The sequence below is a fragment of the Rhodococcus sp. ACT016 genome, from assembly GCF_050477185.1.
Lineage (GTDB): Bacteria > Actinomycetota > Actinomycetes > Mycobacteriales > Mycobacteriaceae > Prescottella.
Genome location: NZ_JBEAET010000001.1, coordinates 3,515,272 through 3,539,027, shown reverse-complemented (window position 1 = coordinate 3,539,027; position 23,756 = coordinate 3,515,272). Strand labels below are relative to the sequence as shown.

23 protein-coding genes are annotated in these 23,756 nt (G+C 68.6%); 16 read left to right on the top strand and 7 right to left on the bottom strand.

Annotated elements, in window-relative coordinates; translation table 11 throughout:
* Positions 1 to 24: 24 nt before the first annotated feature.
* On the bottom strand, positions 25 to 384 hold the full coding sequence (locus tag ACQ5DX_RS16295; protein WP_430333575.1) for an acyl-CoA carboxylase subunit epsilon: 360 nt from the start codon (positions 382 to 384) through the stop codon (positions 25 to 27).
* Positions 381 to 2,021 carry an acyl-CoA carboxylase subunit beta gene (locus ACQ5DX_RS16290; RefSeq protein WP_430333574.1) on the bottom strand — a complete coding sequence of 547 codons (1,641 nt, stop codon included), beginning with the start codon at positions 2,019 to 2,021 and terminating at the stop codon, positions 381 to 383. The genes ACQ5DX_RS16295 and ACQ5DX_RS16290 overlap by 4 nt, the downstream gene beginning before the upstream one ends.
* A gap of 116 nt (positions 2,022 to 2,137) precedes the next feature.
* Here ACQ5DX_RS16290 and ACQ5DX_RS16285 point away from each other — a divergent pair, with 116 nt between their 5' ends.
* Positions 2,138 to 2,971, top strand: a complete 834-nt coding sequence (locus ACQ5DX_RS16285) for a biotin--[acetyl-CoA-carboxylase] ligase (RefSeq protein ID WP_430333573.1) — start codon at positions 2,138 to 2,140, stop codon at positions 2,969 to 2,971.
* Between the two features lie 3 nt (positions 2,972 to 2,974).
* Here ACQ5DX_RS16285 and ACQ5DX_RS16280 read toward each other — a convergent pair whose 3' ends face one another.
* Positions 2,975 to 3,391, bottom strand: coding sequence for a DUF7144 family membrane protein (locus tag ACQ5DX_RS16280; RefSeq protein WP_430333572.1), 417 nt, complete (start codon positions 3,389 to 3,391; stop codon positions 2,975 to 2,977).
* A gap of 219 nt (positions 3,392 to 3,610) precedes the next feature.
* Between ACQ5DX_RS16280 and ACQ5DX_RS16275 the strand changes: the two genes are divergently transcribed.
* Genes ACQ5DX_RS16275 through ACQ5DX_RS16255 form a run of 5 tightly spaced genes read left to right on the top strand, consistent with a single transcriptional unit; the run spans position 3,611 to position 8,099 of the window.
* The gene (locus tag ACQ5DX_RS16275; RefSeq protein WP_430333571.1) at positions 3,611 to 4,207 is read left to right on the top strand and encodes an HdeD family acid-resistance protein; all 597 of its coding nucleotides are present in this window, start codon (positions 3,611 to 3,613) and stop codon (positions 4,205 to 4,207) included.
* Between the two features lie 26 nt (positions 4,208 to 4,233).
* Positions 4,234 to 5,388 (top strand): AI-2E family transporter, encoded by a 1,155-nt coding sequence (locus tag ACQ5DX_RS16270; RefSeq protein ID WP_430335706.1) that lies wholly within the window; start codon positions 4,234 to 4,236, stop codon positions 5,386 to 5,388.
* Between the two features lie 36 nt (positions 5,389 to 5,424).
* Positions 5,425 to 6,045, top strand: coding sequence for a PH domain-containing protein (locus tag ACQ5DX_RS16265; protein WP_430333570.1), 621 nt, complete (start codon positions 5,425 to 5,427; stop codon positions 6,043 to 6,045).
* Between the two features lie 35 nt (positions 6,046 to 6,080).
* Complete coding sequence (locus tag ACQ5DX_RS16260) at positions 6,081 to 6,761, top strand: response regulator transcription factor (protein WP_430333569.1); 681 nt, start codon at positions 6,081 to 6,083, stop codon at positions 6,759 to 6,761.
* A 12-nt stretch (positions 6,762 to 6,773) separates the two neighbouring features.
* Entirely contained in the window at positions 6,774 to 8,099 is a 1,326-nt protein-coding gene (locus ACQ5DX_RS16255) for a sensor histidine kinase (protein ID WP_430333568.1), read from the top strand.
* Here ACQ5DX_RS16255 and ACQ5DX_RS16250 read toward each other — a convergent pair.
* Positions 8,096 to 8,644, bottom strand: coding sequence for a GtrA family protein (locus ACQ5DX_RS16250; RefSeq protein WP_430333567.1), 549 nt, complete (start codon positions 8,642 to 8,644; stop codon positions 8,096 to 8,098). The two genes, ACQ5DX_RS16255 and ACQ5DX_RS16250, sit on opposite strands and share 4 nt — an antisense overlap.
* Before the next feature lie 113 nt (positions 8,645 to 8,757).
* On the opposite strand from ACQ5DX_RS16250, the gene ACQ5DX_RS16245 reads away from it, so the two are divergent.
* From ACQ5DX_RS16245 to ACQ5DX_RS16220, 6 genes are all read left to right on the top strand, one after another.
* Positions 8,758 to 10,041, top strand: coding sequence for a 5-(carboxyamino)imidazole ribonucleotide synthase (locus ACQ5DX_RS16245; protein WP_430333566.1), 1,284 nt, complete (start codon positions 8,758 to 8,760; stop codon positions 10,039 to 10,041).
* Positions 10,042 to 10,123: 82 nt separating this feature from the next.
* Positions 10,124 to 10,597 carry a 5-(carboxyamino)imidazole ribonucleotide mutase gene (gene purE, locus ACQ5DX_RS16240; RefSeq protein WP_430335705.1) on the top strand — a complete coding sequence of 158 codons (474 nt, stop codon included), beginning with the start codon at positions 10,124 to 10,126 and terminating at the stop codon, positions 10,595 to 10,597.
* A 43-nt stretch (positions 10,598 to 10,640) separates the two neighbouring features.
* Positions 10,641 to 11,822 (top strand): sensor histidine kinase, encoded by a 1,182-nt coding sequence (locus tag ACQ5DX_RS16235; RefSeq protein ID WP_430333565.1) that lies wholly within the window; start codon positions 10,641 to 10,643, stop codon positions 11,820 to 11,822.
* 10 nt (positions 11,823 to 11,832) lie between these two features.
* Positions 11,833 to 12,501, top strand: a complete 669-nt coding sequence (locus ACQ5DX_RS16230) for a response regulator (RefSeq protein ID WP_430333564.1) — start codon at positions 11,833 to 11,835, stop codon at positions 12,499 to 12,501.
* Between the two features lie 363 nt (positions 12,502 to 12,864).
* Positions 12,865 to 13,620, top strand: coding sequence for an ABC transporter ATP-binding protein (locus tag ACQ5DX_RS16225; RefSeq protein ID WP_430333563.1), 756 nt, complete (start codon positions 12,865 to 12,867; stop codon positions 13,618 to 13,620).
* Positions 13,620 to 16,064 carry an ABC transporter permease gene (locus tag ACQ5DX_RS16220; RefSeq protein ID WP_430333562.1) on the top strand — a complete coding sequence of 815 codons (2,445 nt, stop codon included), beginning with the start codon at positions 13,620 to 13,622 and terminating at the stop codon, positions 16,062 to 16,064. Before ACQ5DX_RS16225 ends, ACQ5DX_RS16220 begins: the two co-directional genes overlap by 1 nt.
* A gap of 66 nt (positions 16,065 to 16,130) precedes the next feature.
* On the opposite strand, the gene ACQ5DX_RS16215 is transcribed toward ACQ5DX_RS16220, so the two are convergent.
* Entirely contained in the window at positions 16,131 to 16,841 is a 711-nt protein-coding gene (locus tag ACQ5DX_RS16215) for a TIGR03089 family protein (RefSeq protein WP_430333561.1), read from the bottom strand.
* A gap of 54 nt (positions 16,842 to 16,895) precedes the next feature.
* A complete protein-coding gene (locus ACQ5DX_RS16210) occupies positions 16,896 to 18,446 on the bottom strand; it encodes an LCP family protein (RefSeq protein ID WP_430333560.1) in 1,551 nt (516 codons plus the stop codon).
* Between the two features lie 73 nt (positions 18,447 to 18,519).
* Here ACQ5DX_RS16210 and rfbD point away from each other — a divergent pair, with 73 nt between their 5' ends.
* From rfbD to ACQ5DX_RS16190, 4 genes are read left to right on the top strand one after another with little or no spacing between them, the layout of a single operon-like run.
* Positions 18,520 to 19,377 carry a dTDP-4-dehydrorhamnose reductase gene (rfbD, locus tag ACQ5DX_RS16205; protein WP_430333559.1) on the top strand — a complete coding sequence of 286 codons (858 nt, stop codon included), beginning with the start codon at positions 18,520 to 18,522 and terminating at the stop codon, positions 19,375 to 19,377.
* A gap of 34 nt (positions 19,378 to 19,411) precedes the next feature.
* On the top strand, positions 19,412 to 20,314 hold the full coding sequence (locus ACQ5DX_RS16200; protein WP_430333558.1) for a glycosyltransferase family 2 protein: 903 nt from the start codon (positions 19,412 to 19,414) through the stop codon (positions 20,312 to 20,314).
* On the top strand, positions 20,311 to 21,390 hold the full coding sequence (locus ACQ5DX_RS16195; protein ID WP_430333557.1) for a sugar phosphate nucleotidyltransferase: 1,080 nt from the start codon (positions 20,311 to 20,313) through the stop codon (positions 21,388 to 21,390). Before ACQ5DX_RS16200 ends, ACQ5DX_RS16195 begins: the two co-directional genes overlap by 4 nt.
* A gap of 49 nt (positions 21,391 to 21,439) precedes the next feature.
* The gene (locus ACQ5DX_RS16190; RefSeq protein ID WP_430333556.1) at positions 21,440 to 22,216 is read left to right on the top strand and encodes an SGNH/GDSL hydrolase family protein; all 777 of its coding nucleotides are present in this window, start codon (positions 21,440 to 21,442) and stop codon (positions 22,214 to 22,216) included.
* Between the two features lie 83 nt (positions 22,217 to 22,299).
* Here the strand turns inward: ACQ5DX_RS16190 and ACQ5DX_RS16185 are convergent, their stop codons facing one another.
* Entirely contained in the window at positions 22,300 to 23,580 is a 1,281-nt protein-coding gene (locus ACQ5DX_RS16185) for an MFS transporter (RefSeq protein WP_430333555.1), read from the bottom strand.
* Positions 23,581 to 23,756: the final 176 nt, after the last annotated feature.

Sequence of the window (23,756 nt, the reverse complement as noted above, 5' to 3'; positions counted from 1 at the left end):
ATCAGCATTGCGCGAACCGTTCGATCAGAACGGGCGCGCCGCGACCGGGTTGCTGAACGAGTACGGCGAGAACGGCGCGTGCCCGCGGTGCATGCGGGTGGGTGCGCCCCACGTCTCGGGCGGGCGAGTGTCACCCACCTCCTCGGAGCCACCGGCCGCCGCGGCCGACAGGACCGTGACGAGCGCCGCGATCTCCTCGTCCGACGGGTTGCCCTTGACGATCGAGATCACCGGTGCCTGGGGGCCCGAAGCCGCGGGGGCGTCGGGCGACTCCAGACTGGCGACAGCTTCTGCCAGCTCGGCACCCTCAAGTGCCGCGCCGTCGACCGACGCATCCAGCAGTTCCGCGTCGGTGAGCAGATCTTCCCGGGTTGTGGCTGTCATAGGGGGATGTTCCCATGCTTCTTGGGCGGAAGCGAAACCATCTTGCGCTCGAGCAGACGCAGAGCGGAGACGATCTGTCCGCGGGTGTGCGACGGAGGGATGACGGCGTCGATGTAACCACGCTCGGCCGCAACGTACGGGTTCACCAGGGTGTCCTCGTACTCCTGCTGCAGCTGCAGACGCAGCGCGTCGACGTCTTCACCGTTCTTGGCGGCCTCGAGCAGCTGCTTGCGGTACACGAAGCCGACGGCGCCGGAGGCACCCATGACCGCGATCTGCGCGGTCGGCCACGCCAGGTTGACGTCCGCGCCCATGTGCTTGGAGCCCATGACGTCGTACGCGCCGCCGTACGCCTTGCGGGTGATGACGGTGATCTTGCCGACCGTGGCCTCGCCGTACGCGTACAGCAGCTTCGCACCGCGACGGATGATGCCGTTGTACTCCTGCTCGGTGCCCGGGAGGAAGCCCGGGACGTCGACCAGCGTGATGATCGGGACGTTGAACGCGTCGCAGGTGCGGACGAAGCGAGCGGCCTTCTCGGACGCGTCGATGTCGAGGCAGCCGGCGAACTGCGTGGGCTGGTTCGCGACGATGCCGACGCTGCGGCCGTCGACGCGACCGAAGCCGACGATGACATTCATGGCGCGGCCGGCCTGCACCTCGAGGAACTCGTCGTCGTCGAGGATGCGACGGATGACCTCGTGCATGTCGTACGGCTGGTTGGCCGAGTCCGGGATCAGCGTGTCGAGCTCGCGGTCCTCGTCGGTGAGCGAGTCCTCGATCGAGCCGAAGATCGGATCGGACGGAGCCAGGCGCGGAGCCGCGGCCTGGTTGTTGCTCGGCAGGTAGGACAGCAGGTCCTTGACGTAGTCGAGCGCGTCCTGCTCGCCGGAGGCGACGTAGTGCGCGACACCCGACTTGGCCATGTGGGTCCGGGCGCCGCCCAGATCCTCCATGGTGACGTCCTCACCGGTGACGGTCTTGATGACGTCGGGGCCGGTGACGAACATCTGGCTGGCCTCGTCGACCATGACCACGAAGTCGGTCAGCGCGGGGGAGTAGACGTGGCCGCCGGCGGCCGGGCCCATGATCAGGGAGATCTGCGGGATGACACCCGAGGCCTGGACGTTGCGGTGGAAGATCTCGCCGTACAGGCCGAGCGAGACGACGCCCTCCTGGATACGGGCGCCGGCGCCCTCGTTGATGCCGATCAGCGGGCGGCCGGTCTTGAGCGCCAGGTCCATGACCTTGACGATCTTCTCGCCGTAGATCTCGCCGAGGCTGCCGCCGAACACGGTGGCGTCCTGCGAGAAGACGCACACGTCGCGGCCGTCGATCGTGCCGTAGCCGGTGACGACGCCGTCGCCGACGGGGCGGTTGTCGGCGAGGCCGAAGTTGGTGCTGCGGTGCCGGGCCAGGGCGTCGAGCTCGACGAACGAGCCCTCGTCCAGGAGCGCGTGGATGCGCTCGCGGGCGGTCAGCTTGCCCTTGGCGTGGACCTTCTCGATGGCCGCTTCGCCCATCGGCTGCATTGCCTGCGCCTGGCGGTTCCGCAGGTCAGCGAGCTTTCCCGCCGTCGTGTGGATATCCGGGGTATTCGCCGCCTCCGCCGCGGCTGGCTCCTGCACACTGGTCATGGGAAGTGAGCTTAACCAGGTCTCCCGGGGGTGCGTCGAGCGAGGTCGGCTTGCGCTGAATTATTCAACCTAAGCTACTCGCGAGTCACTTTCCAACCGCATCCTAGGCTGGACGAATGTGGACCGATCTCAACCGCCCCCCGCTCGATGTCGCCGCGCTCCGCCGCGCGCTGGTTCGTGACGCGGGCGGTGATCCCGATGCCTTCTGGTCCCGCCTCGACGTGGTGGCGGAGACCGGCTCCACCAACGCCGACCTGCTCGCCAGGCCGCAGGACCAGGAGTACGCGCGCAGCGTCCTGATCGCCGAGTCCCAGACCGGTGGCCGGGGCCGGCACGCGCGGCCGTGGGTGAGCGCTCCGCGAGCGCACGTGACGGTGTCCGCGGTCCTCGACCTGCCCGGGATGAACCTGTCCGACATCGGTTGGTTGCCGCTGCTGTCGGGCATCGCGGTGGTCGACGCATTGCGCCAGGTCGCGAAGGTCGACGCGGAACTGAAATGGCCCAACGACGTTCTGATCGACGGGAAGAAGGTCGCGGGAATCCTTGCCGAGGTGGCGTCGACCGGACCAGTCCCGACCGTCGTCGTGGGGATCGGTCTCAACGTGACGCTGACCGAGGACGAGCTGCCGGTGCCGACGGCGACGTCGCTCGAACTCGCGGGTGCCGACGTCACCGACCGCACCGTCCTGGTGCGCGCGCTGCTCCGCGAAATGGCGTCGCGGTGGCGCGAGTGGCAGGGCGCGGGCTGGAAGGTCGATGCCCTCGCGGCCGCCTACCGGGAACGGTGCGGCACCCTCGGCCGCCTGGTACGCGCAGAGCTCCCGGGAGACCGGGAGCTCGTGGGTATCGCGACCGACGTCGACGTCGAGGGCCGCATCGTGATCAAGGCAGAAGGTGAGTCACCGGTCGCGGTGTCGGCCGGTGACATCACCCATCTGCGTGCTGTGTGAACCTCAGGCCTTCTCGGTCTCCCATGTGGATACGGCCCAGATCACGACGATGTCGAGCGCGATGATCAGGATCGACCACATCGGGTACCACGGGATCCACAGGAAGTTCGCGATGATCGACAGCGCCGCGATGATGATCGCGCACACGCGTGCCCACATCGCACCCGTCAGCAGCGCCAGGCCGACCAGGACGACGACGATGCCGAGGATGAGGTGGATCCAACCCCACGTGGTGAGGTCGAACTGATAGACGTATTCGGGGCCGACGACGAAGACGTCGTCCTTGGCCAGTGCGGAAATTCCCTGGAAGATCTGGAGAATGCCGACGGTCATGAGAATGATCGCTGCAGCGATCGACGCACCCGCCGCGAATCCCTGTTTTGTGCCACTTCCCGAAGCGTGAGTCGTCGTTGTGGTCATTGCCGTGCCCTTTCGATCGGTGGGAGAAATCACACGGGTGGAGCCAATCCATCGGGTGGGATTTTCCAGCGGTTTCGACGGCGAATCCTCACCCCCGACGGGTGAAAACGCGGTCGGGATCACGGCACCGAATTGTGTCTACGCGCAATCGCTCGCGAAGCGTCGTTTGCTGCTACTTTGTCGCTGATCCACGAAATATCGTGCGGCGGAGGGGTAGTGATGAACGCTCAACATGGAACGTCCGAAGGGGCCGGCGGCGCTTGGGTTGCCACCGAGTCCCGTGATCTGGAAACGGCGAGTCGTTTCCTGACCGGGCTGACGGTCGTTTTCGGGCTGCTCACTCTCGGTCTCGGAATTGTGATGCTGGTGTGGCCGCACGCGACGCTGGTCGTTGCCGCGGTGCTCATCGCGATCCAGGTGTTCGCATTCGGCATCATCCAGATCGTCCGGTCCTTCGCCGAGGTCGGTGCGCCGACGTCGGCGCGCACGTTGACGGGCCTGTCGGGTGCGCTGGCGATCCTGCTGGGGTTCCTGGTTCTCCGTAGTCCGCTGCAGACGCTGGTGATCATCGCTCTCGTCATCGGCGCGTGGTGGGTGTTCCGCGGCGTGCTCGACATCGTCGCCGGCGCATCGGAGGTCCGGGGTCACCGTGCGGCCAGCATCATTCTCGGCATCATCAGCGTGGTCGCGGGTGCGATCGTGCTGCTGCAACCGGAGCTTTCGCTCGGTGTCTTCGTCATTGTCGTCGGCGTCTGGATGATCCTTTACGGCGTCATTGTGGTAGCCGCGCCGTTCCTGCTGCGTCGCGCAATGTGATGAACAGGCCGGGTCGGGATGTCGGCCTGCTCGAACGAGGGGGTCGAAAGGAACGGTCGAACCGCCGGACACCGCCGAATCCGACGAATCGCGCGGACTGGGCAATTCCTCGCGGTCTCATTGTCCTTCTCGCGCTGGCCGGCGCCGTAGTTTCGGTCGCCGGTATGAAATCGTTTTCCGGCATTCTCGGCCCGGTCTTCCTCGCGCTGATGCTCACCATTGCGGTGCAGCCGATCCAGGAATGGGTGCGACGCCGCGGATGGCCTCGCTGGATCGGAATGCTCGGGGCACTGGTCGCCGTCTACGCGATCCTGCTCGGCCTCGTCGGTGCGCTCGCTGTCTCCGTCGCCCAGTTCGCGACCCTGCTGCCGCAGTACTCGGACGACGCGCAGAAGATGCTCGACGCGATCAGCGATCAGCTGAGTCAATGGGGCATCGGATCCGATCAGATCCAGAACGCCCTGTCGGGAATCGATTTCGGCAAGGCGGTCGGGTACGCGGAGTCGGTGGTTTCGAGTCTTCTCGGCGTCTTCTCGAACCTGGTCCTCATTCTCGCGCTTCTGCTGTTCATGGCTTTCGACGGAATGTCGATGCACGAACGGTTGGCCGTCGTCACGAGACACCGCCCCGAGATCGCCTACGCTCTCGAGACGTTCGCGTCGGGCACCCGCAGCTACCTCGTCGTGTCGACCGTGTTCGGCTTGATCGTCGCCGTCATCGACGGCCTCGCGCTGTGGTGGCTGGGCATTCCGCTGCCGGTGCTGTGGGCGCTGCTGTCATTCATCACGAACTACATTCCGAACATCGGCTTCATCCTCGGTCTCGCGCCGCCGGCAGCACTCGGGCTGCTGCAGGGCGGGCCGAAGCTCGCGATCATCGTGGTGGTCGTGTACAGCGTCATCAACGTGCTGATCCAGTCCGTGATCCAACCGAAGTTCGTCGGCGACGCGGTCGGTCTGTCCGTGACGGCCACGTTCATCGCGCTGATCTTCTGGGGCTGGGTCCTCGGCCCGCTCGGCGCGTTACTGGCGGTTCCGATGTCGCTCCTGGTGAAGGCGTTCCTGATCGACATCGACCCGTCGACGCGCTGGGCCGACGTGTTCATCAGGGGGCCGCGTGACCCTGCGGCGGCGTCCCTCCCGGAACCGCCCGAGCCGGCCCCGGCCACCGGCGTCGCCTGATCGTCCGTCGCTCTGCCGACCTGTCACACTTTTGGCATGGGATACCCACAGGACGCTCTGGCTGCGGACGAGGAACTGGTGCTGCACCGGCATCCGCACTGGAAGGTGCTCGTCATCCCGTCGGCGATCTTCATCCTCGCCACCGCGATCGTGGGCTTCCTTCTGGGTCTCGCGGAGTCGGAGTTGAGCGGCGCGGCGGTCACGGTCGTGTCGATCGTGATCGCGGCCGCCTGGCTCGCCGTCGTGGTGTGGAAAGTCCTTGTTCCGGTACTGCGGTGGAAGTCGACGCACTTCATCGTGACCGACCGGCGCGTGATGATCCGCCACGGCGTGATGACCCACACCGGCATCGACATCCCGATGAACCGGATCAGCAACGTGCAGTTCCGGCACGGACCCGTCGACCGGATGCTGCGCACCGGCACGCTGATGATCGTCGCGTCGTCCGACGACCCGCTCGAATTCGACGACATTCCCGAGGTCCAGAAGGTGCATTCGATGCTGTACCACCAGGTCTTCGATTCGACGAGCGCCCACCACGATCCCTACCGCGACCACTACCAGGACACCCGTCACGACGAGCACTACCCGCGACAGGACGACGGGCCCGGCACCGGCGGCGAAGAACGCCGGAAACACCGGAAAGGCTGGTTATAGAACCGCGAGGGCGGAACCGACCGTAGGCTGTCGGCGTGACCGCCGTACTGCTTGCCGAAGATGACGAGGCCATCGCCGCTCCGCTGTCGCGCGCACTCGGCCGCGAGGGCTACACCGTCACCATCGAGGAGACCGGCCCGTCCGCGCTCGAGCGTGCGCTCACCGGTGACTTCGAACTCCTGATCCTCGACCTCGGGCTGCCCGGAATGGACGGGCTCGAGGTGTGCCGCCAGTTGCGCGCGCACAGCCTGGATCTGGCAGTACTGATGCTCACTGCACGCACCGACGAGGTCGACTTCGTCGTCGGGCTCGACGCGGGCGCCGACGACTACGTCGGCAAACCGTTCCGACTGGCCGAGCTCATGGCGCGCGTGCGGGCGCTGCTGCGGCGCAGCGGCGGTGGGGAGGACGTCGTCGTCGAGGTGGCCGGTATCCGGCTCGAGCCGGCGGCCCGGCGGGTTCTCGTCAACGGATCCGAGGTGGCGCTGGCCAACAAGGAGTACGAGCTGTTGCGGGTGCTGCTCGAGCACGCCGGCCAGGTCGTCTCGCGAGACACCATCCTGCGAGAGGTCTGGGGGGACGTCGAACTGCGCGGTTCGAAGACCCTCGACATGCACATGTCCTGGCTGCGCCGGAAGATCGGCGACGAGGGCGCGGGAGCGGATCGACGGATCGCGACCGTGCGGGGCGTCGGCTTCCGCATCAACACCGACTAGGTTCCGTTCGAAGTGCGTCGCAGAATCCTGCAGTCGATCCTTGCCGTCGTCATCTTCACCGGACTGCTGCTCGGTGTCCCGCTGATCTACACCGCATGGCTGTGGGTGGAGGACTTCACCCGCAGTGACCTCCAGAGTCGGCTCGACCGGATGGCCGCGGAGATCATCGTCCAGGAGGGCAGCGCCGGCGTCGTCGAGGACGGTCTCGACACCACGTCGCTGCGCCTCGTCATCCCGGAGGGCGGCAAGCTGGTCGTCGTCTACCCGACACCGGAAGAGGGTGCCGCACGCCTCGACATCGGTGCGGCGACGGTTCAGTCCCCGCTCGTCGAGTCGCTGTCGATGGGGACGTCGGGGTCGCTGCGCCTGGAGGTGCCGTCCGATCGGATGCGAACCCTGCAGCGTCAAGCCGTCGGCGCGGTGACCCTGCTGGTGCTCGCGTCGATCGGGGCGGGCGCCGGCGTCGCGGTCGTCACTGCGAAGCGTCTCGCCGATCCGCTCAAGGACGTCGCCGAGCGGGCCGCGCGGCTCGCCGAGGGCGATTTCCGGCCCGATTCGCGCCGCCACGACATTCCCGAACTGGACCGCGTATCCGACGTGCTGGACTCGGCGACCGTGGAGATATCGGGGCGCCTGCAACGCGAACACTCGCTCGTGGCCGACGTGTCGCACCAGCTTCGCAGCCGGCTCACCGCCGTGCGCCTGCGACTCGACGAGCTGTCGGGGCACTCCGACCCCGACGTGGTACACGAGGCCGAGGAGGCGATGGCGCAGGTCGACCGTCTCACCGTGGCCGTGGACGATCTGGTGCGGTCGTCGCGTGACAGCGGTGCCACCAACCGCGAGCCGGTGTCGGTGGTGGGCGAGCTGGCGAGTGTCGTGGCGGACTGGCAGGTCCCGTTCAAGGACGCGGGCCGGGTGTTGCGCCTTCGGGGTGAGCCGAGGTTGACGTCGAAGGCGACCGGGTCGCGGTTGCGGGAGGCGGTGTCGGTGCTGATCGACAACGCCCTGCACCACGGCGCCGGCACCTGCACGGTGTCGGTGCGGTTGGTGTCGGGCGTCTCGGGTCGGGGCTCGGCCGCAGGATCACGCGTCTGCGTGGAGGTGTCCGACGAGGGGGAGGGGGTGAGCGACGAGCTGGCGCCCCACATCTTCGACCGGGGATTCTCGGGTGCCGGGTCCACCGGTGTCGGGCTGGCTCTCGCCCGGGCGCTTGTCGAGGCCGACGGGGGACGACTCGAATTGCAGCGCCGCCGTCCGGCGTTGTTCGCGGTGTTTCTCTCGCCGGCTCGGGACGACATCCCGACCCGGGTGGCCGGCGTCCACGAGCCGCGCTAGCTGTGGCTGGGGTCCTCGCCGGTGAGTTCGGCGGGCTCCGGCTGTTCGATCGCCTCGTGTGGGGTGGTCTCCTCCGGGAACACCCACCGGCGGAACGCCCAGAACCGGAAGACCATCTGCAGCAGGTTGCCGATGATGTAGTTGAGGACGAAGTCGACGATCATCAGTGCCGTGAAGCTCACGGACGAGCGGACGTCGAAGACGTTGTTGGCGATCCACAGCGGCGCCGCCGAAATGACGACGCCGATGCCGCTGATCGTGAAGAACAGGAGCGCCTCGTGGTGCCGTTCCCGGCCACCACGGTGCTTGAACGACCACTCACGGTTGAGGACGTAACTCAGGATGGTCGCGACCACGCCCGAGAAGATCTTGGCGACGACGGGCTTCTGCTCGAGGATCGTCAGGCTCAGGCTGTAGAAGATGGCGAGGTCGACCACCATCGTTGTGCCGCCGACGATTGCGAATTTGATCAGCTCGTGGTGGCGAAGGACGAGGGCCCGGAAGGGCTGCGGAACTCGGCTCATCGCCGCGTCGACGAAAGACACAACGAAGTATTGTACGAACCCTCGATCTCGATCGAGCGGTTGGATCATGATCTATCAGGTTCTTCACAGGTCCAGACGCCGGATGACCTCGGCAGAACTCGTCGCGGGCGAACATGACACCATGGTGTGTCGTGACCGGCAAATCTGATTCCGAATCTCGCCCCACCCCTCCGCGTGACCTCCCGAGCGGTATGCCCGTGGTGACGATGATCGGCGGCGGTCAGCTCGCGCGCATGACGCATCAGGCCGCGATCGAGCTGGGCCAGACCCTGCGCGTGCTCGCGGGGAGCATCGACGAGCCCGCCGCTCAGGTCAGCCCCGACGTCGTGCTCGGCAGCCACGAGGACCTCGCCGCGCTGCGCAAGGCCGCCCTCGGGTCGAACGCCCTGACGTTCGACCACGAGCACGTCCCCACCGAGCATCTCGACGTGCTGGTGTCCGAGGGCGTCAACGTGCAGCCGCCGCCGCAGGCGCTCGTGTATGCGCAGGACAAGCTGGCGATGCGCCGCAAGCTCAGCGAGATGGGTGCCCCGGTCCCGGCGTTCGCCGAGGTCACGTGGGCCGAGGACGTCGTCCGGTTCGGTGCCGAGCACGGCTGGCCCGTCGTCCTCAAGGCGGTGCGCGGCGGCTACGACGGCCGCGGTGTCTGGATCACCGACGACTCCGACGAGGCCGAGGCCATCGTCACCGAACAGCTCGACAAGGGCGTCCAGCTGATGGTCGAGCAGGCGATCAACTTCACGCGTGAGCTGTCCGCGATGGTCGCCCGCTCGCCGTTCGGGCAGGGCGCGTCGTGGCCGGTCGTCGAAACCGTGCAGCGCAGCGGGCAGTGCGCTGTCGTGCTGGCGCCGGCTCCGCAGCTGTCGAAGGAACTGTCCGCGGAGGCCGAGCAGTTGGCACTGCGTGTGGCGTCCGAACTCGGTGTCGTGGGTGCGATGGCCGTCGAGCTGTTCGAGACCACCGACGGTGCCCTGATCGTGAACGAGCTGGCGATGCGTCCGCACAACTCCGGCCACTGGACGCAGGACGGGGCGCGGACGTCGCAGTTCGAGCAGCACGTGCGGGCGGTGCTGGACTACCCGCTCGGCGATCCGTCGCCCATCGCACCGGTCACGGTCATGGCGAACGTCCTCGGAGCGCCCGAGGCGCCCACGATGAGCATGGACGAGCGCCTGCACCACCTGTTCGCGCGCATGCCCGACGCCAAGGTGCACATGTACGGCAAGGGTGAGCGCAAGGACCGCAAGATCGGGCACGTGAACGTGGTCGGAGGCGCAGACGGTTCGCCGGACGACGCTCAGTACGTCGCGGCGGTGCGCGAGCGCGCCGAGCGGGCCGCGCACTGGCTGTCGCACGCCGAATGGACCGACGGGTGGGACGTGCACGGTCAGGCATGACCGGAGTCGACGGTTTCCGGAACGAACACACAGGAGCGGACAGCAAGTGACTGAATCGAACGGGCCCCTCGTCGGGCTGATCATGGGCAGCGACTCGGACTGGCCGACGATGGAGGCCGCCGCCGAGGCTCTCGCCGAGTTCGGTGTCCGGTTCGAGGTGGGCGTGGTGTCGGCGCACCGCACCCCGCAGCGCATGCTCGACTACGCGCGTGACGCGGCAGCTCGGGGACTGAAAGTCATCATCGCGGGTGCGGGTGGCGCCGCCCATCTACCCGGCATGGTCGCCTCGGCCACGCCGCTGCCGGTGATCGGTGTCCCGGTGCCGCTGAAGTACCTCGACGGCATGGATTCGCTGCTGTCGATCGTGCAGATGCCGGCCGGTGTCCCTGTCGCGACGGTGTCGATCGGTGGTGCCCGCAATGCGGGCCTGCTCGCGGCCCGCATCCTCGGTGCGTCGGATCCGGCCCTGCAGCAGCGGATGGCCGACTTCCAGGCCGGGCTCGAGCAGATGGTGCTCGAGAAGGACGCGGCCCTGCGTACCAGGTTGCTCGGCTGAGCAGTGCCGTCTCGGGATCGAATCGGACTCTAGGCTGAGAAGCATGGCCCGGTTCCCCCTGAGTGAGCGCTGGTATCGCTGGAGCGCCGCCCACGTGGTCGGAATCGACCGCGTCGAGGCGGCGCTCCTGACGTTGGTCTGTATCCCGACCGCACTCGGCTTCGGCGGGCCCGCGGTCGTCGTCTCCCTCGGCATGACGGTGCCGCTGGCGTGGCGGCGCTCGAAGACCGTCGTGTCCGGGTTCGTGGTGGCGGCGTTCGCCATCCTGCACCTGCTCGTCGTCGACCAGATGTTGATGCCGAGCGTGGTCGCAGTGCCGGTCGCGCTCTACGCGTTCGCGGCCTACGCACCCCGGTGGAGCAGTTACACCGCCCTCGGCATCGCGATCCTCGGAGCGACGGCGGCCGGGTTCAGATACTTCGCGAACAAGGAGGTCGGGCTGGAGGCCGCAGTGGTCTCCGCGGTCTTCCTCACGGTGTTCGTGCTTGCCGTGTGGGCGTTCGGCGATCTGCGCCGGGTTCGCATCCAGGAACTCGAGGGTCTGGCCGAGCGGGCGCGACTGCTCGAACTCGAGCGTGCGCAGGAGGCGGAGTTGGCGGCGGTCAACGAGCGCACCCGCATTGCCCGCGAGATGCACGACATCGTCGCGCACTCGCTCACGGTCGTGATCGCGCAGGCCGATGGCGGCCGGTACAGCGCGGCGCAGGACCCGCAGGCCGCGATCACCGCGCTCGAGACCATCGCGTCGACCGGCCGGCAGGCGTTGACGGACATGCGGGCGCTGCTGTCGGTGCTCCGCGAGGACAGGCCGCGAGAATTCGCCGCGATGCCCGGCGCCGACGACATCGAGAGCCTGGTTTCCGAGTTGCGGCGCGGCGGCCTGGACGTCGGCATGACGGTGACCGGTGAGAAGCGGGAGCTGTCCACCGGCGCGGGGCTGACGGCGTACCGGATCGTGCAGGAGTCGCTGACCAACGTCCTCAAGCACGCCGGTCCCGGGGCGCAGGCGCGCGTCGCGGTGAACTGGGGACCGGACGACGTCGAACTGGTCGTCGCAGACGACGGCCGTGGCGGTGCTGCGGCACTGATCGAGCCGTCGCCGGGCGGGCAGGGCGTGATCGGCATGACCGAGCGGGCCAAGCTGCACGGCGGAAAGCTCACGGCTGGACCTGTGGCGGGCGGCGGCTACCGGGTGCGGGGCAGGCTCCCGTACGTCGCACCCTAGGGTGGACGACATGATTCGCGTGGCCCTCGTCGACGACCAGCAGCTGGTGCGGGCCGGGTTCCGCATGGTGATCGACTCGCAGCCGGACCTCACGGTGGTGCTCGAGGCGTCGGACGGCGCCCGCGGCGTCGAGGAGTTGTCGCGCACGCCCGCAGACGTCGTGCTGATGGACGTCCAGATGCCGAACATGGACGGCATCGAGGCCACCCGCCGGCTCACCGCGCTCGACGATTCGCCGAAGGTGGTGGTGCTCACCACGTTCGAGAACGACGAGTACGTGATGTCGGCGATCAGCGCCGGTGCCAGTGGCTTCCTGCTGAAGGACGTCCCACCGGAACAACTGCTCGACGCGATCCGCACCGTGCACCGCGGCGACGCGGTCATCGAGGCCCGGTCCACCCGCAAGCTGTTGCAGCACGTTGGGCCGATGCTGGGCAATTCGGTGCAGCCGTCACTGCCCGAGGACCTGACTCCGCGCGAGGTCGAGGTGCTCGAGGCGATGGCGCACGGGCTGTCGAACGCCGAGATCGCCGACAAGTTCGTGGTCTCCGAGGCGACCGTGAAAACCCATGTGGGACGCGTTCTCTCGAAGACCGGATCGCGGGACCGCGTGCAGGCCGTGCTGTACGCGTTCCAGATCGGGCTCGTCCGCCCGCAGGACCTCCTCGGCTCCGACTGACATCGGCCTCAGCGCCCACTCCTTTCGTGCCGCGAGCGGATTCCCGCGCGGGCGGACGAAGAATGGGCGGCTCGGTCACGGCGTAGATCCGCGGCTGCGCGCGGTGATAGCGCCCACTGCGGCATCGGCTGCCGATGGTGCTGCGCGGGACACCGGCGGCGAGTAGTTCGTCGAAGGTGTGGATTCCGAAGGGGTTCACGCTCGCAGACTGGCGTCGCGTGCCGACGTCGAGCGCGTCGTGATCGGGCCAGGAATGGGCACTCAGGCTGATGCCATGTCCTACCCGGGTATGACGTCGGCAGCTCCGGAGATCGCCCCGCGCTCCGATGTGGAAGACCCCTGACCAGCCATAACGTCGACAGCATGAGAAATGGTGACCAGAAGGTGCGGGCGCGGGCCCTGACCAAGACGTACGGCAACGGCGAGACCGCCGTCCATGCGCTGCGTGGCGTTGACGTGGACTTCGAGGCAGGTGCCTTCACCGCGATCATGGGTCCGTCCGGCTCGGGCAAGTCGACGCTCATGCACTGCCTCGCCGGACTGGACGTTGCGACGTCGGGCACCGTGCACGTCGGCGGCACCGAGATCACCGCGCTGGGCGACAAGGAGCTCACCGAACTGCGCCGGGAGCGAATCGGATTCGTCTTCCAGGCGTTCAACCTGCTGCCGGTGCTGTCGGCCGAGGAGAACATGCTGCTGCCGATGCGGCTGGCCGGACGGGTCCCCGAGCGCGGCTGGCGTGACGAGGTGGTCCGCCGCCTGGGTCTGACCGACCGGCTCGGGCATCGCCCCCACGAACTGTCCGGTGGACAGCAGCAGAGGGTCGCTGTGGCGCGGGCCCTGCTGCCGCAGCCGGACGTGATCTTCGCGGACGAGCCCACCGGCAACCTCGATTCGCGCACCGGTGCCGAGGTGCTCGACCTGCTGCGCTCGAGCGTCCGCGAGACCGGGCAGACCGTCGTGATGGTGACACACGACCCGGTCGCAGCGTCGTACGCCGACCGCGTGGTGCTGATCGCCGACGGCACCATCGCCGGCGAGATCGACCGTCCCACGACAGATTCGGTGATCGAGACGATGCGTTCGCTCGGCGCCGACGACCTGAGCAAGGCCCGCTGATGCGTGGGTTGGCGTGGGCGCAGATGCGCGCGCATGCGGGACGGTATGTCGCGTCGATCCTCGCGGTCGTGATCTCGGTCGCGTTCATCGTGGCGACGCTGACGTTGAATTCGACGCTCAGGGCCGGCGTGACGGGTTCGCTCGCTGGACAGTACGCGACGACGGACGTGGTCGTCACCGGCACCGTCGACCCGGCGACGGTTGCGGCGATTCCGGGCGTGCGGGCGGTCGCCGAGGACAACTCGGCCAGTGTCAAGGTGCGGCGCGATGGAGAGGGCTCGTCGTACGGGTCGGCGGTGTCGCTGTCGCAGGATCCCGGGCTGCGTTGGCAGAAGCTGCAGGACGGCCGGTTCCCGGAGGCGCTGGGGGAGGTCGCGGTCGGGTCCGGGTCGGGTATCCCGGTCGGGACCGACCTGACGGTGACGATGCTCGGCCGCGACTCCCTGACGGAGACCGCGAAGGTGGTCGGCACCATCGATCTGGCGGGCACGGCGCAGAGCATGAACGGCACGACCGTCTTCGCGACCCCGGCGCAGCTGGGGGAGTGGGCGACGTCGGGCGTGACGGTGCGGGAGATTCGTGTCGCCGGTGACGGCACTCTGTCGCAGGAACAGCTGGCCCAGCGAGTGCAGTCGATGCTGCCCGCAGACGTGACGGTGGAAACCGGTGCGCGGCAAGCGGAGTTGGCGTCGCAGCAGTATCTGGGCAGCTCCGACGTCCTGGCGAGCGTGCTGCTCGCGTTCGGCGCGATTGCAGTGGTGGTCGCGGGGCTCGTCATCGCCAACACGTTCGCGGTCCTGCTCGCGGCTCGCACCCAGGAACTGGCGCTGCTGCGCTGCGTGGGTGCGACCGCGGCACAGGTCCGCGGCAGTGTGCGGGTCGAGGCGGCCGGTGTCGGCGCGGTCGCGTCAGTGCTGGGCGTCGGCCTCGGTGTGGCCGCGGCCTGGCTGGTGGCGCAAATCGCTTCGGCGGCCGACGTGCCGATCCCGTTGCAGAGCTTGAGCGTGACACCGGTGACGGTGGTCGTCGGCCTCGCGGTCGGTGTCGTGATGACGATGGTTGCGGCATCGGCCCCGGGCCGGGCCGCGACACGGGTGTCGCCGCTGGCGGCGCTGCAGCCTCTCGAGTCGAAGCCGGAATCGGTCGTGGTGTCGCGGACCCGTCGAGTGGTGGGAACCGTCGGGCTGCTCGCCGGCGTAGGCATTCTCGGCGTCGGCGCCGGCACCGCGCAGGTGCTGATCGGCTGCTTCGGCGGGCTGCTGACCTTCGTCTCGATCGTGATCCTCGGACAGCGGATCATCCCGGCGGTCATCTCCCGGGTCGGTGCGGTGGTGTCCCGCCTGGGCGGCCCCGTGGGCCAGCTCGCGGCCGGCAACGCCGGTCGTAATCCGCGCCGCACCGCGGCGACCGCGACGGCGCTGCTGATCGGCGTCACGCTCACCAGCACTCTCGTGGTGGGGATCGCGGTCACCAAGGCCAGCGCGCCCGGCGCTGTGGACGATCAATTCCCGGTGGACGTGAGCGTCGTCAGCGAGGCAGCGGCGGGACTGCCGGTCGATCTCGTCGACCGGGTGCGGGGCCTGCACGGTGTGGCCGCGGTCGCGCCGATCGGGACCGCCGACGTCGCCCTGCCCGACGGGCGGACGATCCGCGTCACGGGCGTCGATCCGGGCGCGGTTCGTACGACGCTGCGTTCCGACGTCGAGCTGCCGGTCGCGGACCAGCTGCTGCTGCCGTCGGCCGACATGCAGTACTACGGACTCCATTCGGGCGACAAGGTCACGCTGGCGGGGAACGCGGGTCGTGCCGAGCTGACGGTGGGCAGCGCGGACGGCCGGACCCCGTTGACCGAGGCGCGGATTCTGACGGCACTGTCGTCGCAGGTGGTGCAGGACCAGATGTGGATCCGGCTCGACGACGGACTGAGCGACGCCGACAGCCGTGCCATGCAGGACGAGATCACTTCGCTTGCAGAGCAGTTGGCTCCGGGCAGCGATGTCGGCGGCTCGCTCGTGATGCGCGCGACGCTCGACAGCGTGCTGGACACGCTGCTGCTGATCGTCGCCGGGCTGCTGTCGGTAGCGGTGGTGATCGCCCTGATCGGTGTCGGCAACACGATGGCGCTGTCGGTGCTCGAACGGCGCCGCGAATCCGGGCTGCTGCGGGCGCTGGGCCTGACCCGGTCGGGCCTGCGGTCACTGCTGCTGTGGGAGGCACTGCTGATCGCGGGCGTGGCATCGGCGCTCGGCGTGGCGCTGGGCGTGGCGTTCGGCATCAGCGGGTCGGCGTCGCTGTTCGGATTCGACGACCTCGTGCTGAACACCCTGCCCTGGGCGACGCTTGCACTGATCGTGGTGGGCGGTGGCGTCGCCGGAGTCGTCGCGGCAGTGCTGCCGGCGCGGCGGGCGGCGGGCACCGCACCGGTGGCGGCGCTGGCCGGCTGAGCAGCAGAGAGACGACGCAGGGCCCGGGATCACGGTGATCCCGGGCCCTGCCGTGTCGATCGACTGCTATCCGCCGAGTCGGGCGGTGACCTTCTCGGAGTCGACGCGGCGGGTGAGCGCGGCGTCGTCGGAGTTGGTCACCTGCACCAGCGAAGCGCCGACCGCGAGGACCGAGACGAGTCCGGCGATCAGTTCGTCGGCCGACGACCAGGTGCGGGTGGAGAGCACGCGATCCGACCCGGTGACGTTCTGCTCGGCGGCGACGGCGCGGGCCGACGCGAGGACCTCGTCGACGCCGCGGCCGTCGAGCGCGGTCGGACCGGACGCGACCGCCCGGAACTGGTCGCCGTGCACGCGCACGGCCGTCGCGTAGTCGGTGACCCCGACCGGCAGGTCGGGGACCGGACGGCCGAACGCGTCGAGCGAGAGGACCGCGACCTCGGGGGCGTCGGCGACGTCGTCGAGTCGATCGGCGGTGACGAGCGCGGCGTCGGCGTCCGGGTCGGCGTCGAGTGTGACGTCGAGGCCGGCCCACCAGGCGCCGAGGAGGACGGCGGCGGTCTGCCAGTGCGCGGGCAGCAGCACCGACACCCGCGCGCCGGGCATCAGCGCGAACTCGTCGCACAGGAAGTTCGCGGTCTTCGCGGCCCAGTTGGCGAGGGTCACCGCCGACAGTTCGATGCGTTCACCGGTGTCGTCGTCGTAGTAGGTGATGCGCGGGCCGGCCGGGTCCGCAGTGAGGATCGGATCGAGCAGCGCGGTGGTCAGGTTGGGCACGGGCTTCCGTTCTTTCAACGAGAGGCGGGCGCGGGTGCGCTCAATTGATTGACCTCAATTGACACAGTGTGGCCCTTTGTTGCCGGCATCGATCGGGGGGCCGGGTTCGACGGGGGTCGGCGAGGTGCCGACGCTCGAGATGCCGTCGGAGCTGGTGGACGACGAGGTTCCGGCCGGGCTCTTGTAGTCACCGGCGAGGACGACACGGACTTTCCCCGACGAGAGGGAGGAGTCGGTCTCGATCGGCAGCCCGCCGAGCGTCACGGAGACCGCCTTCGCGGCGTCGCTGCCGGAGTCCTTGGCGAACACGGTGGTTCGCGTCACTGACTTGCCGGTGTTGTTGCCGACGTTGCCGAGGCCGAATCCCTCGTTCTCGAGGGTGGTGGCGACGGTCGCGGCGAGGCCGCCGATGCTGCTGTCGTTGGCGACGTCGACCGTGACGGAGGACACGTCGATGTCGGGCATCGTCGTCGGGACGGCGGAGTCGGTCGTGGTGGTCTTGCTGTCGTCCTTCGGTTCCTCACCGACGAGGCCGGCGACGTACTTGCGAATCGCCTTCGGGTCGACCTGGACGATCGACTCGCCGTAGTCGGTCATGGCGTTGATGTCGACCACCGGGACGGTCTCGAACTTGACCGCGCCGCCGGCGAGACCCTGCAGTTGCGTGGCGAAATCGATGATGTCCCAGTCGGAATCGAGCACCACCGACCGCTGGACGGCGGCGGAGAGCTGGTTGAGCTTGCCCGGGTTGGTGAGCGTCTTCGCGCTCAGCACCTGCTGGACGAGGGACGCCATGAACACCTGCTGCCGGACGATGCGATCGAGGTCGCCACGGGGCAGATCGTGCCGCTGGCGGACGAAGCTGAGGGCGTCGGAGCCGCTCAGCTTCTGCTCGCCGGCCGGGAACTTCGCGCCCGAGAGCGGTTCGTCGACAGCCGCGTTCAGGCACACGTCGACGCCACCGACCGCGTCGGTGAGCAGGACGAAGCCGAGCAGTCCGATCTCCGCGTAGTGGTCGACCGTGATGCCGGTGAGCTTCGCCACCGACTTGATGAGCGCCTGGCGACCGGCCTGGGTGGAATCCTTGTCCGCCGTGGATTCCGACTTGCCCGCCGCGATCAGCTTCTGTCGTTCGTTTTCCTTGGTCGCGCCGTAGGCCGCGTTGATCTTCGACATCCCGATCCCGGGCACGTCGACGTACGCGTCGCGGGGGATGGATATCGCGGTGGCGGAGCCGCCGTCGTTGGGGACTCGGACGAGGACGATCGTGTCGGTGTTGGACGCGACCTCGTCGCCGGCGCGCAGGGCTTGGAGTTCGGACTGGCTGAGGGGATTTCCGTGTGCATCGGTGCGGCTGTCGGTGCCGACGAGGAGGATGTCGACGGCGCCGTCCTTGCCTCCGCCCAGCCCGAGGCCGCCTGCCGTGGCGAGGCTCGAACGCAGCGAGTCGACACTGCGCCAAGCGAATCCGGTGATCACGAGAACGAGGACTGCGGCGATCGCAATGGTGATCTGGATGCGCGAGAACGGCGCTGGCCGTCGCGGCACCTTCCGTGTGGTGGGCTGCTCAGGCACGTGTGCGCCTCCATGACGGTCGGTTCTCATACTGGCGTCAAGGCTACTGGTGATCTTCGCTCGACAAGCGATACAGCTGTCCGGCGTGCCAGACTCGGCAGCTGTGACGACTCTTCTTGTGACCGGTGCGCGCGGGCAGTTGGGAAGCCAACTGCTGCAGTGCGCGGAGGCTGCCGACGTCCCGGTGTCCGGCGTCGGATCCGCCGAGCTCGACATCCGCGATCGCGGGGCCGTGGACTCGTGGGTCCGACCGGATTCGGTGGTCGTGAACTGTGCGGCGTACACGGCGGTCGACGCAGCCGAGTCCGACGAGGCCGCCGCCGCGGCGGTCAACGAGATCGGGGTGCGGAACCTGGCGTCGGCGTGTGCGCGGGCCGGGGCCCGCCTGATCCACGTCTCGACCGACTACGTGTTCGCCGGTGACGCGGACACCCCGTACGAGCCGGATGCTCCGACCGGTCCGCTGACGGCGTACGGACGGACCAAGCTCGCCGGCGAACGCGCGATCCACGAGGTGGCTCCGGACGCGCAGATCGTCCGGACCGCTTGGGTGTACACCGGTGCCGGCAACGACTTCGTCGCGACGATGCTGCGGCTCGAGCGCGAGCGCGACACCGTCCAGGTCGTGAACGACCAGACGGGCTCGCCCACGTATTCGGCCGATCTGGCTGCCGGGCTGTTCGAACTCGCTCGCACCGAGCGGCGAAGTGCCGCGGGCGTCACGACGCTCCATGCGACCAATGCGGGCTCCGCGACGTGGTTCGACCTGGCTCGCGCGGTGTTCGCGGGTGTCGGCGCCGACCCCGATCGCGTGTTGCCGTGTACCAGTGCGGAGTTCGTGCGTCCGGCGCCGAGGCCGTCGTATTCGGTGCTCTCGCCCGCGGCGTGGGCGGCGGCGGGACTCGCGCCGTTGCGGCCTTGGCGGGACGCTCTGGCCGACGCGCTGTCGCGGCTCGAGTGAGGACGGCGTGGGCTTTCGGGCTACGCTTGCCCGCGTGAGTTCGAAGCTGGCCGTGGTGACGGTGACCTACTCGCCCGGCGAGCATCTGGAGCATTTCCTGAGCACGCTGGTCGATGCGACGGTCGAGAATCCGCAGGTCATCCTGGCAGACAACGGGTCCACCGACGGTGCACCCGAGGCCGCCGCAGCCGCTCACGATCACGTCCGGCTGCTGCGCACGGGCGGAAACATCGGTTACGGCGGGGCGATCAACCGCGCTGTCGCCGAGATCGACCCCGACATCGAGTTCGTCGTCGTCGTCAATCCCGACGTGCGGTGGTCGCCGGGTGCGATCGACGAACTGCTGGCGGCGGCGCAGCGGTGGCCGCGGGCCGGTGCCCTCGGCCCGATGGTCCGCGAGCCCGACGGCAGTGTGTATCCGTCGGCGCGGCGCGTGCCCGATCTGGTCTCCGGCGCCGGACACGCGGTCCTCGGCTCGGTGTGGCCGTCGAACCCGTGGTCGCAGGCCTACCGCCAGGAGAACGAGACCATCACCGAGCGCGCGGCGGGCTGGCTGTCGGGTTCGTGCCTGCTGATGCGCCGGGTCGCGTTCGATTCGATCGACGGCTTCGATTCACGGTACTTCATGTACATGGAGGACGTCGACCTGGGGGACCGGCTCGGCAAGGCGGGCTGGCTCAACGTCTACGTGCCGTCGGCCGAGGTCACGCATGCCAAAGGGCATGCCGCGGGCCGGCATCCCGAGCTGATGCTGCCCGCCCATCATCAGAGCGCCTACCGCTTCCAGGCCGACCGCCACCCCGCGTGGTGGCAGGCGCCGCTGCGGTGGGCGTTGCGGGGCGGACTTGCCCTGCGTTCAAAGCTCGCGGTCGCGGCAGCCGTTCGTCGGCGCAGCGCGGACGAGCGTCGGGAAATCGAGATTGAGGGGAAAGCATGACAACTGCTTCGGCGACCGATGCCGTCGTTCTGGTGGGAGGCCAGGGCACCCGGCTGCGTCCTCTGACGCTGTCTGCGCCCAAGCCCATGCTTCCCACGGCGGGTGTTCCCTTCCTGACGCACCTCCTCGCCCGGATCAAGCAGGCCGGCATCACGCACGTCGTGCTGGGCACGTCGTTCAAGGCCGAGGTCTTCGAGGACCACTTCGGTGACGGCAGCGACATGGGGCTCGAGATCGAGTACGTCACCGAGGTCGAGCCGATGGGTACCGGCGGCGGCATCCGCAACGTGCTGCCGAGCTTGCGGGCCGACAACATCATGGTCTTCAACGGTGACGTCCTCGGCGGCACCGATCTCGGTGCCGTCCTCGAGACCCACCATCGGACCAACGCCGACGTCACCCTGCATCTCGTGCGGGTCGGCGACCCCCGCGCGTTCGGTTGCGTGCCCACCGGCGACGACGGCCGGGTGAAGGCGTTCCTGGAGAAGACGCAGGATCCGCCGACCGACCAGATCAACGCGGGTTGCTATGTCTTCCGCCGCGAGATCATCGAGAAGATCCCGTCGGATCGCCCGGTCTCGGTCGAGCGCGAGGTGTTCCCGGCGCTGCTCGCGGACGGCGCGCGCGTCTTCGGTCACGTCGACAGCTCCTACTGGCGCGACATGGGTACCCCGGACGACTTCGTGCGCGGGTCCGCGGATCTGGTGCGCGGCATCGCGCCGTCGCCCGCGCTCGACGGGCCGCGCGGTGAATCGCTGGTGCATCCCGGTGCGGGTGTGGCGCCCGGTGCGCTGTTGATCGGCGGCACCGTCGTCGGTCGCGGCGCCGAGGTCGGGGCCGGAGCCCGGCTCGACGGTGCGGTCCTGTTCGACGGCGCACAGGTGGAGGCCGGTGCGGTGGTCGAGCGGTCGATCATCGGTTTCGGTGCGCGGATCGGTCCGCGTGCCCTGGTTCGGGACGCGGTGATCGGCGACGGCGCCGACATCGGTGCCCGCTGCGAGCTGATCAGCGGTGCCCGGGTGTGGCCGGGTGTCGCTCTTCCTGACGGTGGAGTGCGCTTCAGCACCGACGTGTGATTGCGCACGGATCCGACTTCTTTAGCTCTGCTACTGAAATACTGGGGGCATGATGTCGCAGGAACCGGTCTTCCACAGGTACGTCGCCCTGGGTGACTCCTTCACCGAGGGCGTCGGCGACCCCGACGCGACCCGCCCGAACGGCCTGCGTGGCTGGGCGGACCGAGTGGCCGAGGAACTCGCCCAGCGCACCGCCGACTTCGGGTACGCCAATCTGGCGGTCCGGGGCCGGCTGCTGGCTCCGATCGTCGACGAGCAGCTCGACGCCGCGATCGCGCTCCAGCCCGACCTGGTGACCATCTACGCCGGTGGCAACGACTTCATGCGGCCCAAGATCGACATCGACGCACTGGTCGCGCGCTACGACGAGGCGATCGGCAAGCTCGCCGCCACCGGCGCCACCGTGCTGATGTGGACCGCGTACGACGCGGGCTGGGCCACGGTGTTCGGCAAGCTGCGCGGCCGTTCGGCGGTCTACAACGAGCTGGTCCGTGAGGTCGCCGACCGGCACGGCGCGAAGGTCGTCGATTTCTGGCGGTTCGACGAGTACCGGGATCTGCGCATGTGGGACTGGGATCGGCTGCACATGTCGACGCCGGGCCACCAGAACATGGCCATCCGCGTGCTCGAGACGCTCGGCGTCGAGCACCACATCGTGATGGATCCGCTGGGGCCGGACCTGCCCACCGACAAGGCGTCGCAGCGCAGCGCCGATCTGAAGTGGACCAGGGAATTCCTGATCCCGTGGATCGGACGACGCGTGCGGGGCACGTCGTCGGGCGACGGCGTCACCGCCAAGCGTCCCACCCTCGCGCCCATCCGCTGAGCGGGTCGGCGGATACAAAGGTCAGATGCACGAGAAGGCCGACCGGGTTCTCCCGGTCGGCCTTCTCTCGCTCGTGCGGGGCGTCAGTCGGTGGTGACCGCGCGGGTGGCGCTCATCGCGACGAAGCCGATCAGGCCCACGAGTGCGAAGGCGTAGAAGCCCCAGGGCACCGCGTAACCGGCGTCGAGCAGGAGTCCGCCGAGCAGCGGTCCGCAGATGGCGCCGACACGGCCCACGCCGGCCGACCAGCCGAGCGCGGTGGCGCGAATCTTGGCTGGGTGACTCGCGCTGGTGAACGCGTAGACCAGCACCTGGGCGCTGAAGACGAAGCAACCGGCGAGGAACACCAGGACGTAGATGCCGAACGAGACCTTGACGCTCAGCAGGCCGAGGAACACCGCCGCACCGACGAACCATCCGATGCACGCGGTCCGCGGGCCGATCTTGTCCGCGACGCCACCGGCGATGAGCAAGCCGACGACGGCGCCCGCGTTCAGGACCAGCAGCAGCGTCAGCGCGGCCCCGAGTTCGTAGCCGGCCTCACGCATGATGGTCGGTAGCCACGTGTTGAGGCCGTAGACCAGCAGCAGGCCCATGAACGACGCGACCCAGATGGCGATGCTGTTGCGCAGGTACTTCGGCGAGAAGAGCGTGCGGGCGGGCGCGGAGGCGGCCGGCGGGGCGTCGGATGCGGAAGCGTCGTCGAGAACGAGACCGTACTGGGTGGCGATGCGCTCGGCTTCCTCCCGGCGACCCCGCGAGAGCAGGTAGGCGGGCGATTCCGGCAGGTAGCGGATCATCAGCGGCACCAGCACAACGGCCGGAAGTGCGCCGACGACGAACATCGAGTGCCACCCGAAAGGATCGATGAGCACGAGCGCGAGCGCAGCTGTCGCGACGGCACCGACGTGGTAGCCGGTCATGAGCATCGTCGACGCCGATCCGCCGCCCTGCTTCTTCGAGAACTCGTTGACCAGCGCCAGCGCGGTCGGCAGGCAGCCGCCGAGTCCGATGCCGGACAGGAAGCGGAACAGACCGAACATGAAGGGGTTCGGGGCGATCGCGCACAGCAGGGTGAGCACCGAGAACGCCGCGACGGCGTAGATGAGGGCGCGGCGGCGACCGACGACGTCGGTGAGCGTGCCGATCGTGAGGGCACCGATCGTCATGCCGACCAGGCCGAACGTGGTGATCGTGGTGATCGTGCCGGTGCTGAGGTTCCAGTCGCCGTACTCGCGCAGGGACGGGATGACAGTGCCGAGCACCACCATGTCGAACCCGTCGAGGAGTACAGCGATCCAGCAGAGGGGGGCCACCCACAGCGCGGTTTGCCCACGCGTCGCGGGGCGTTCGATGGTGCTCATTCGATCTCCGAAAAGCCAAGGTGTTCGCAATACGAACCACCGTTCAACTTAAGAACGGGGCAATTGTTGGTTGGATCACACGTGAAAGTCAAGCCACAGACCTCGCGGCCTGATAGACCGGCTGTCGCCGCCGCCGGTGCCGGGCGGCGACACTGAACGGGTGAGTGACGCGAACG

Excerpts from the sequence above, each read along its gene's own strand:
- ACQ5DX_RS16295 (WP_430333575.1), bottom strand. The coding sequence starts at position 384 with ATGACAGCCACAACCCGGGAAGATCTGCTCACCGACGCGGAACTGCTG.
- ACQ5DX_RS16290 (WP_430333574.1), bottom strand. The coding sequence starts at position 2,021 with ATGACCAGTGTGCAGGAGCCAGCCGCGGCGGAGGCGGCGAATACCCCG.
- ACQ5DX_RS16285 (WP_430333573.1), top strand. The coding sequence starts at position 2,138 with ATGTGGACCGATCTCAACCGCCCCCCGCTCGATGTCGCCGCGCTCCGC.
- ACQ5DX_RS16280 (WP_430333572.1), bottom strand. The coding sequence starts at position 3,391 with ATGACCACAACGACGACTCACGCTTCGGGAAGTGGCACAAAACAGGGA.
- ACQ5DX_RS16275 (WP_430333571.1), top strand. The coding sequence starts at position 3,611 with ATGAACGCTCAACATGGAACGTCCGAAGGGGCCGGCGGCGCTTGGGTT.
- ACQ5DX_RS16265 (WP_430333570.1), top strand. The coding sequence starts at position 5,425 with ATGGGATACCCACAGGACGCTCTGGCTGCGGACGAGGAACTGGTGCTG.
- ACQ5DX_RS16245 (WP_430333566.1), top strand. The coding sequence starts at position 8,758 with ATGACACCATGGTGTGTCGTGACCGGCAAATCTGATTCCGAATCTCGC.
- purE (WP_430335705.1), top strand. The coding sequence starts at position 10,124 with ATGGGCAGCGACTCGGACTGGCCGACGATGGAGGCCGCCGCCGAGGCT.
- ACQ5DX_RS16235 (WP_430333565.1), top strand. The coding sequence starts at position 10,641 with ATGGCCCGGTTCCCCCTGAGTGAGCGCTGGTATCGCTGGAGCGCCGCC.
- ACQ5DX_RS16230 (WP_430333564.1), top strand. The coding sequence starts at position 11,833 with ATGATTCGCGTGGCCCTCGTCGACGACCAGCAGCTGGTGCGGGCCGGG.
- ACQ5DX_RS16225 (WP_430333563.1), top strand. The coding sequence starts at position 12,865 with ATGAGAAATGGTGACCAGAAGGTGCGGGCGCGGGCCCTGACCAAGACG.
- ACQ5DX_RS16220 (WP_430333562.1), top strand. The coding sequence starts at position 13,620 with ATGCGTGGGTTGGCGTGGGCGCAGATGCGCGCGCATGCGGGACGGTAT.
- ACQ5DX_RS16210 (WP_430333560.1), bottom strand. The coding sequence starts at position 18,446 with ATGAGAACCGACCGTCATGGAGGCGCACACGTGCCTGAGCAGCCCACC.
- ACQ5DX_RS16195 (WP_430333557.1), top strand. The coding sequence starts at position 20,311 with ATGACAACTGCTTCGGCGACCGATGCCGTCGTTCTGGTGGGAGGCCAG.
- ACQ5DX_RS16190 (WP_430333556.1), top strand. The coding sequence starts at position 21,440 with ATGATGTCGCAGGAACCGGTCTTCCACAGGTACGTCGCCCTGGGTGAC.
- ACQ5DX_RS16185 (WP_430333555.1), bottom strand. The coding sequence starts at position 23,580 with ATGAGCACCATCGAACGCCCCGCGACGCGTGGGCAAACCGCGCTGTGG.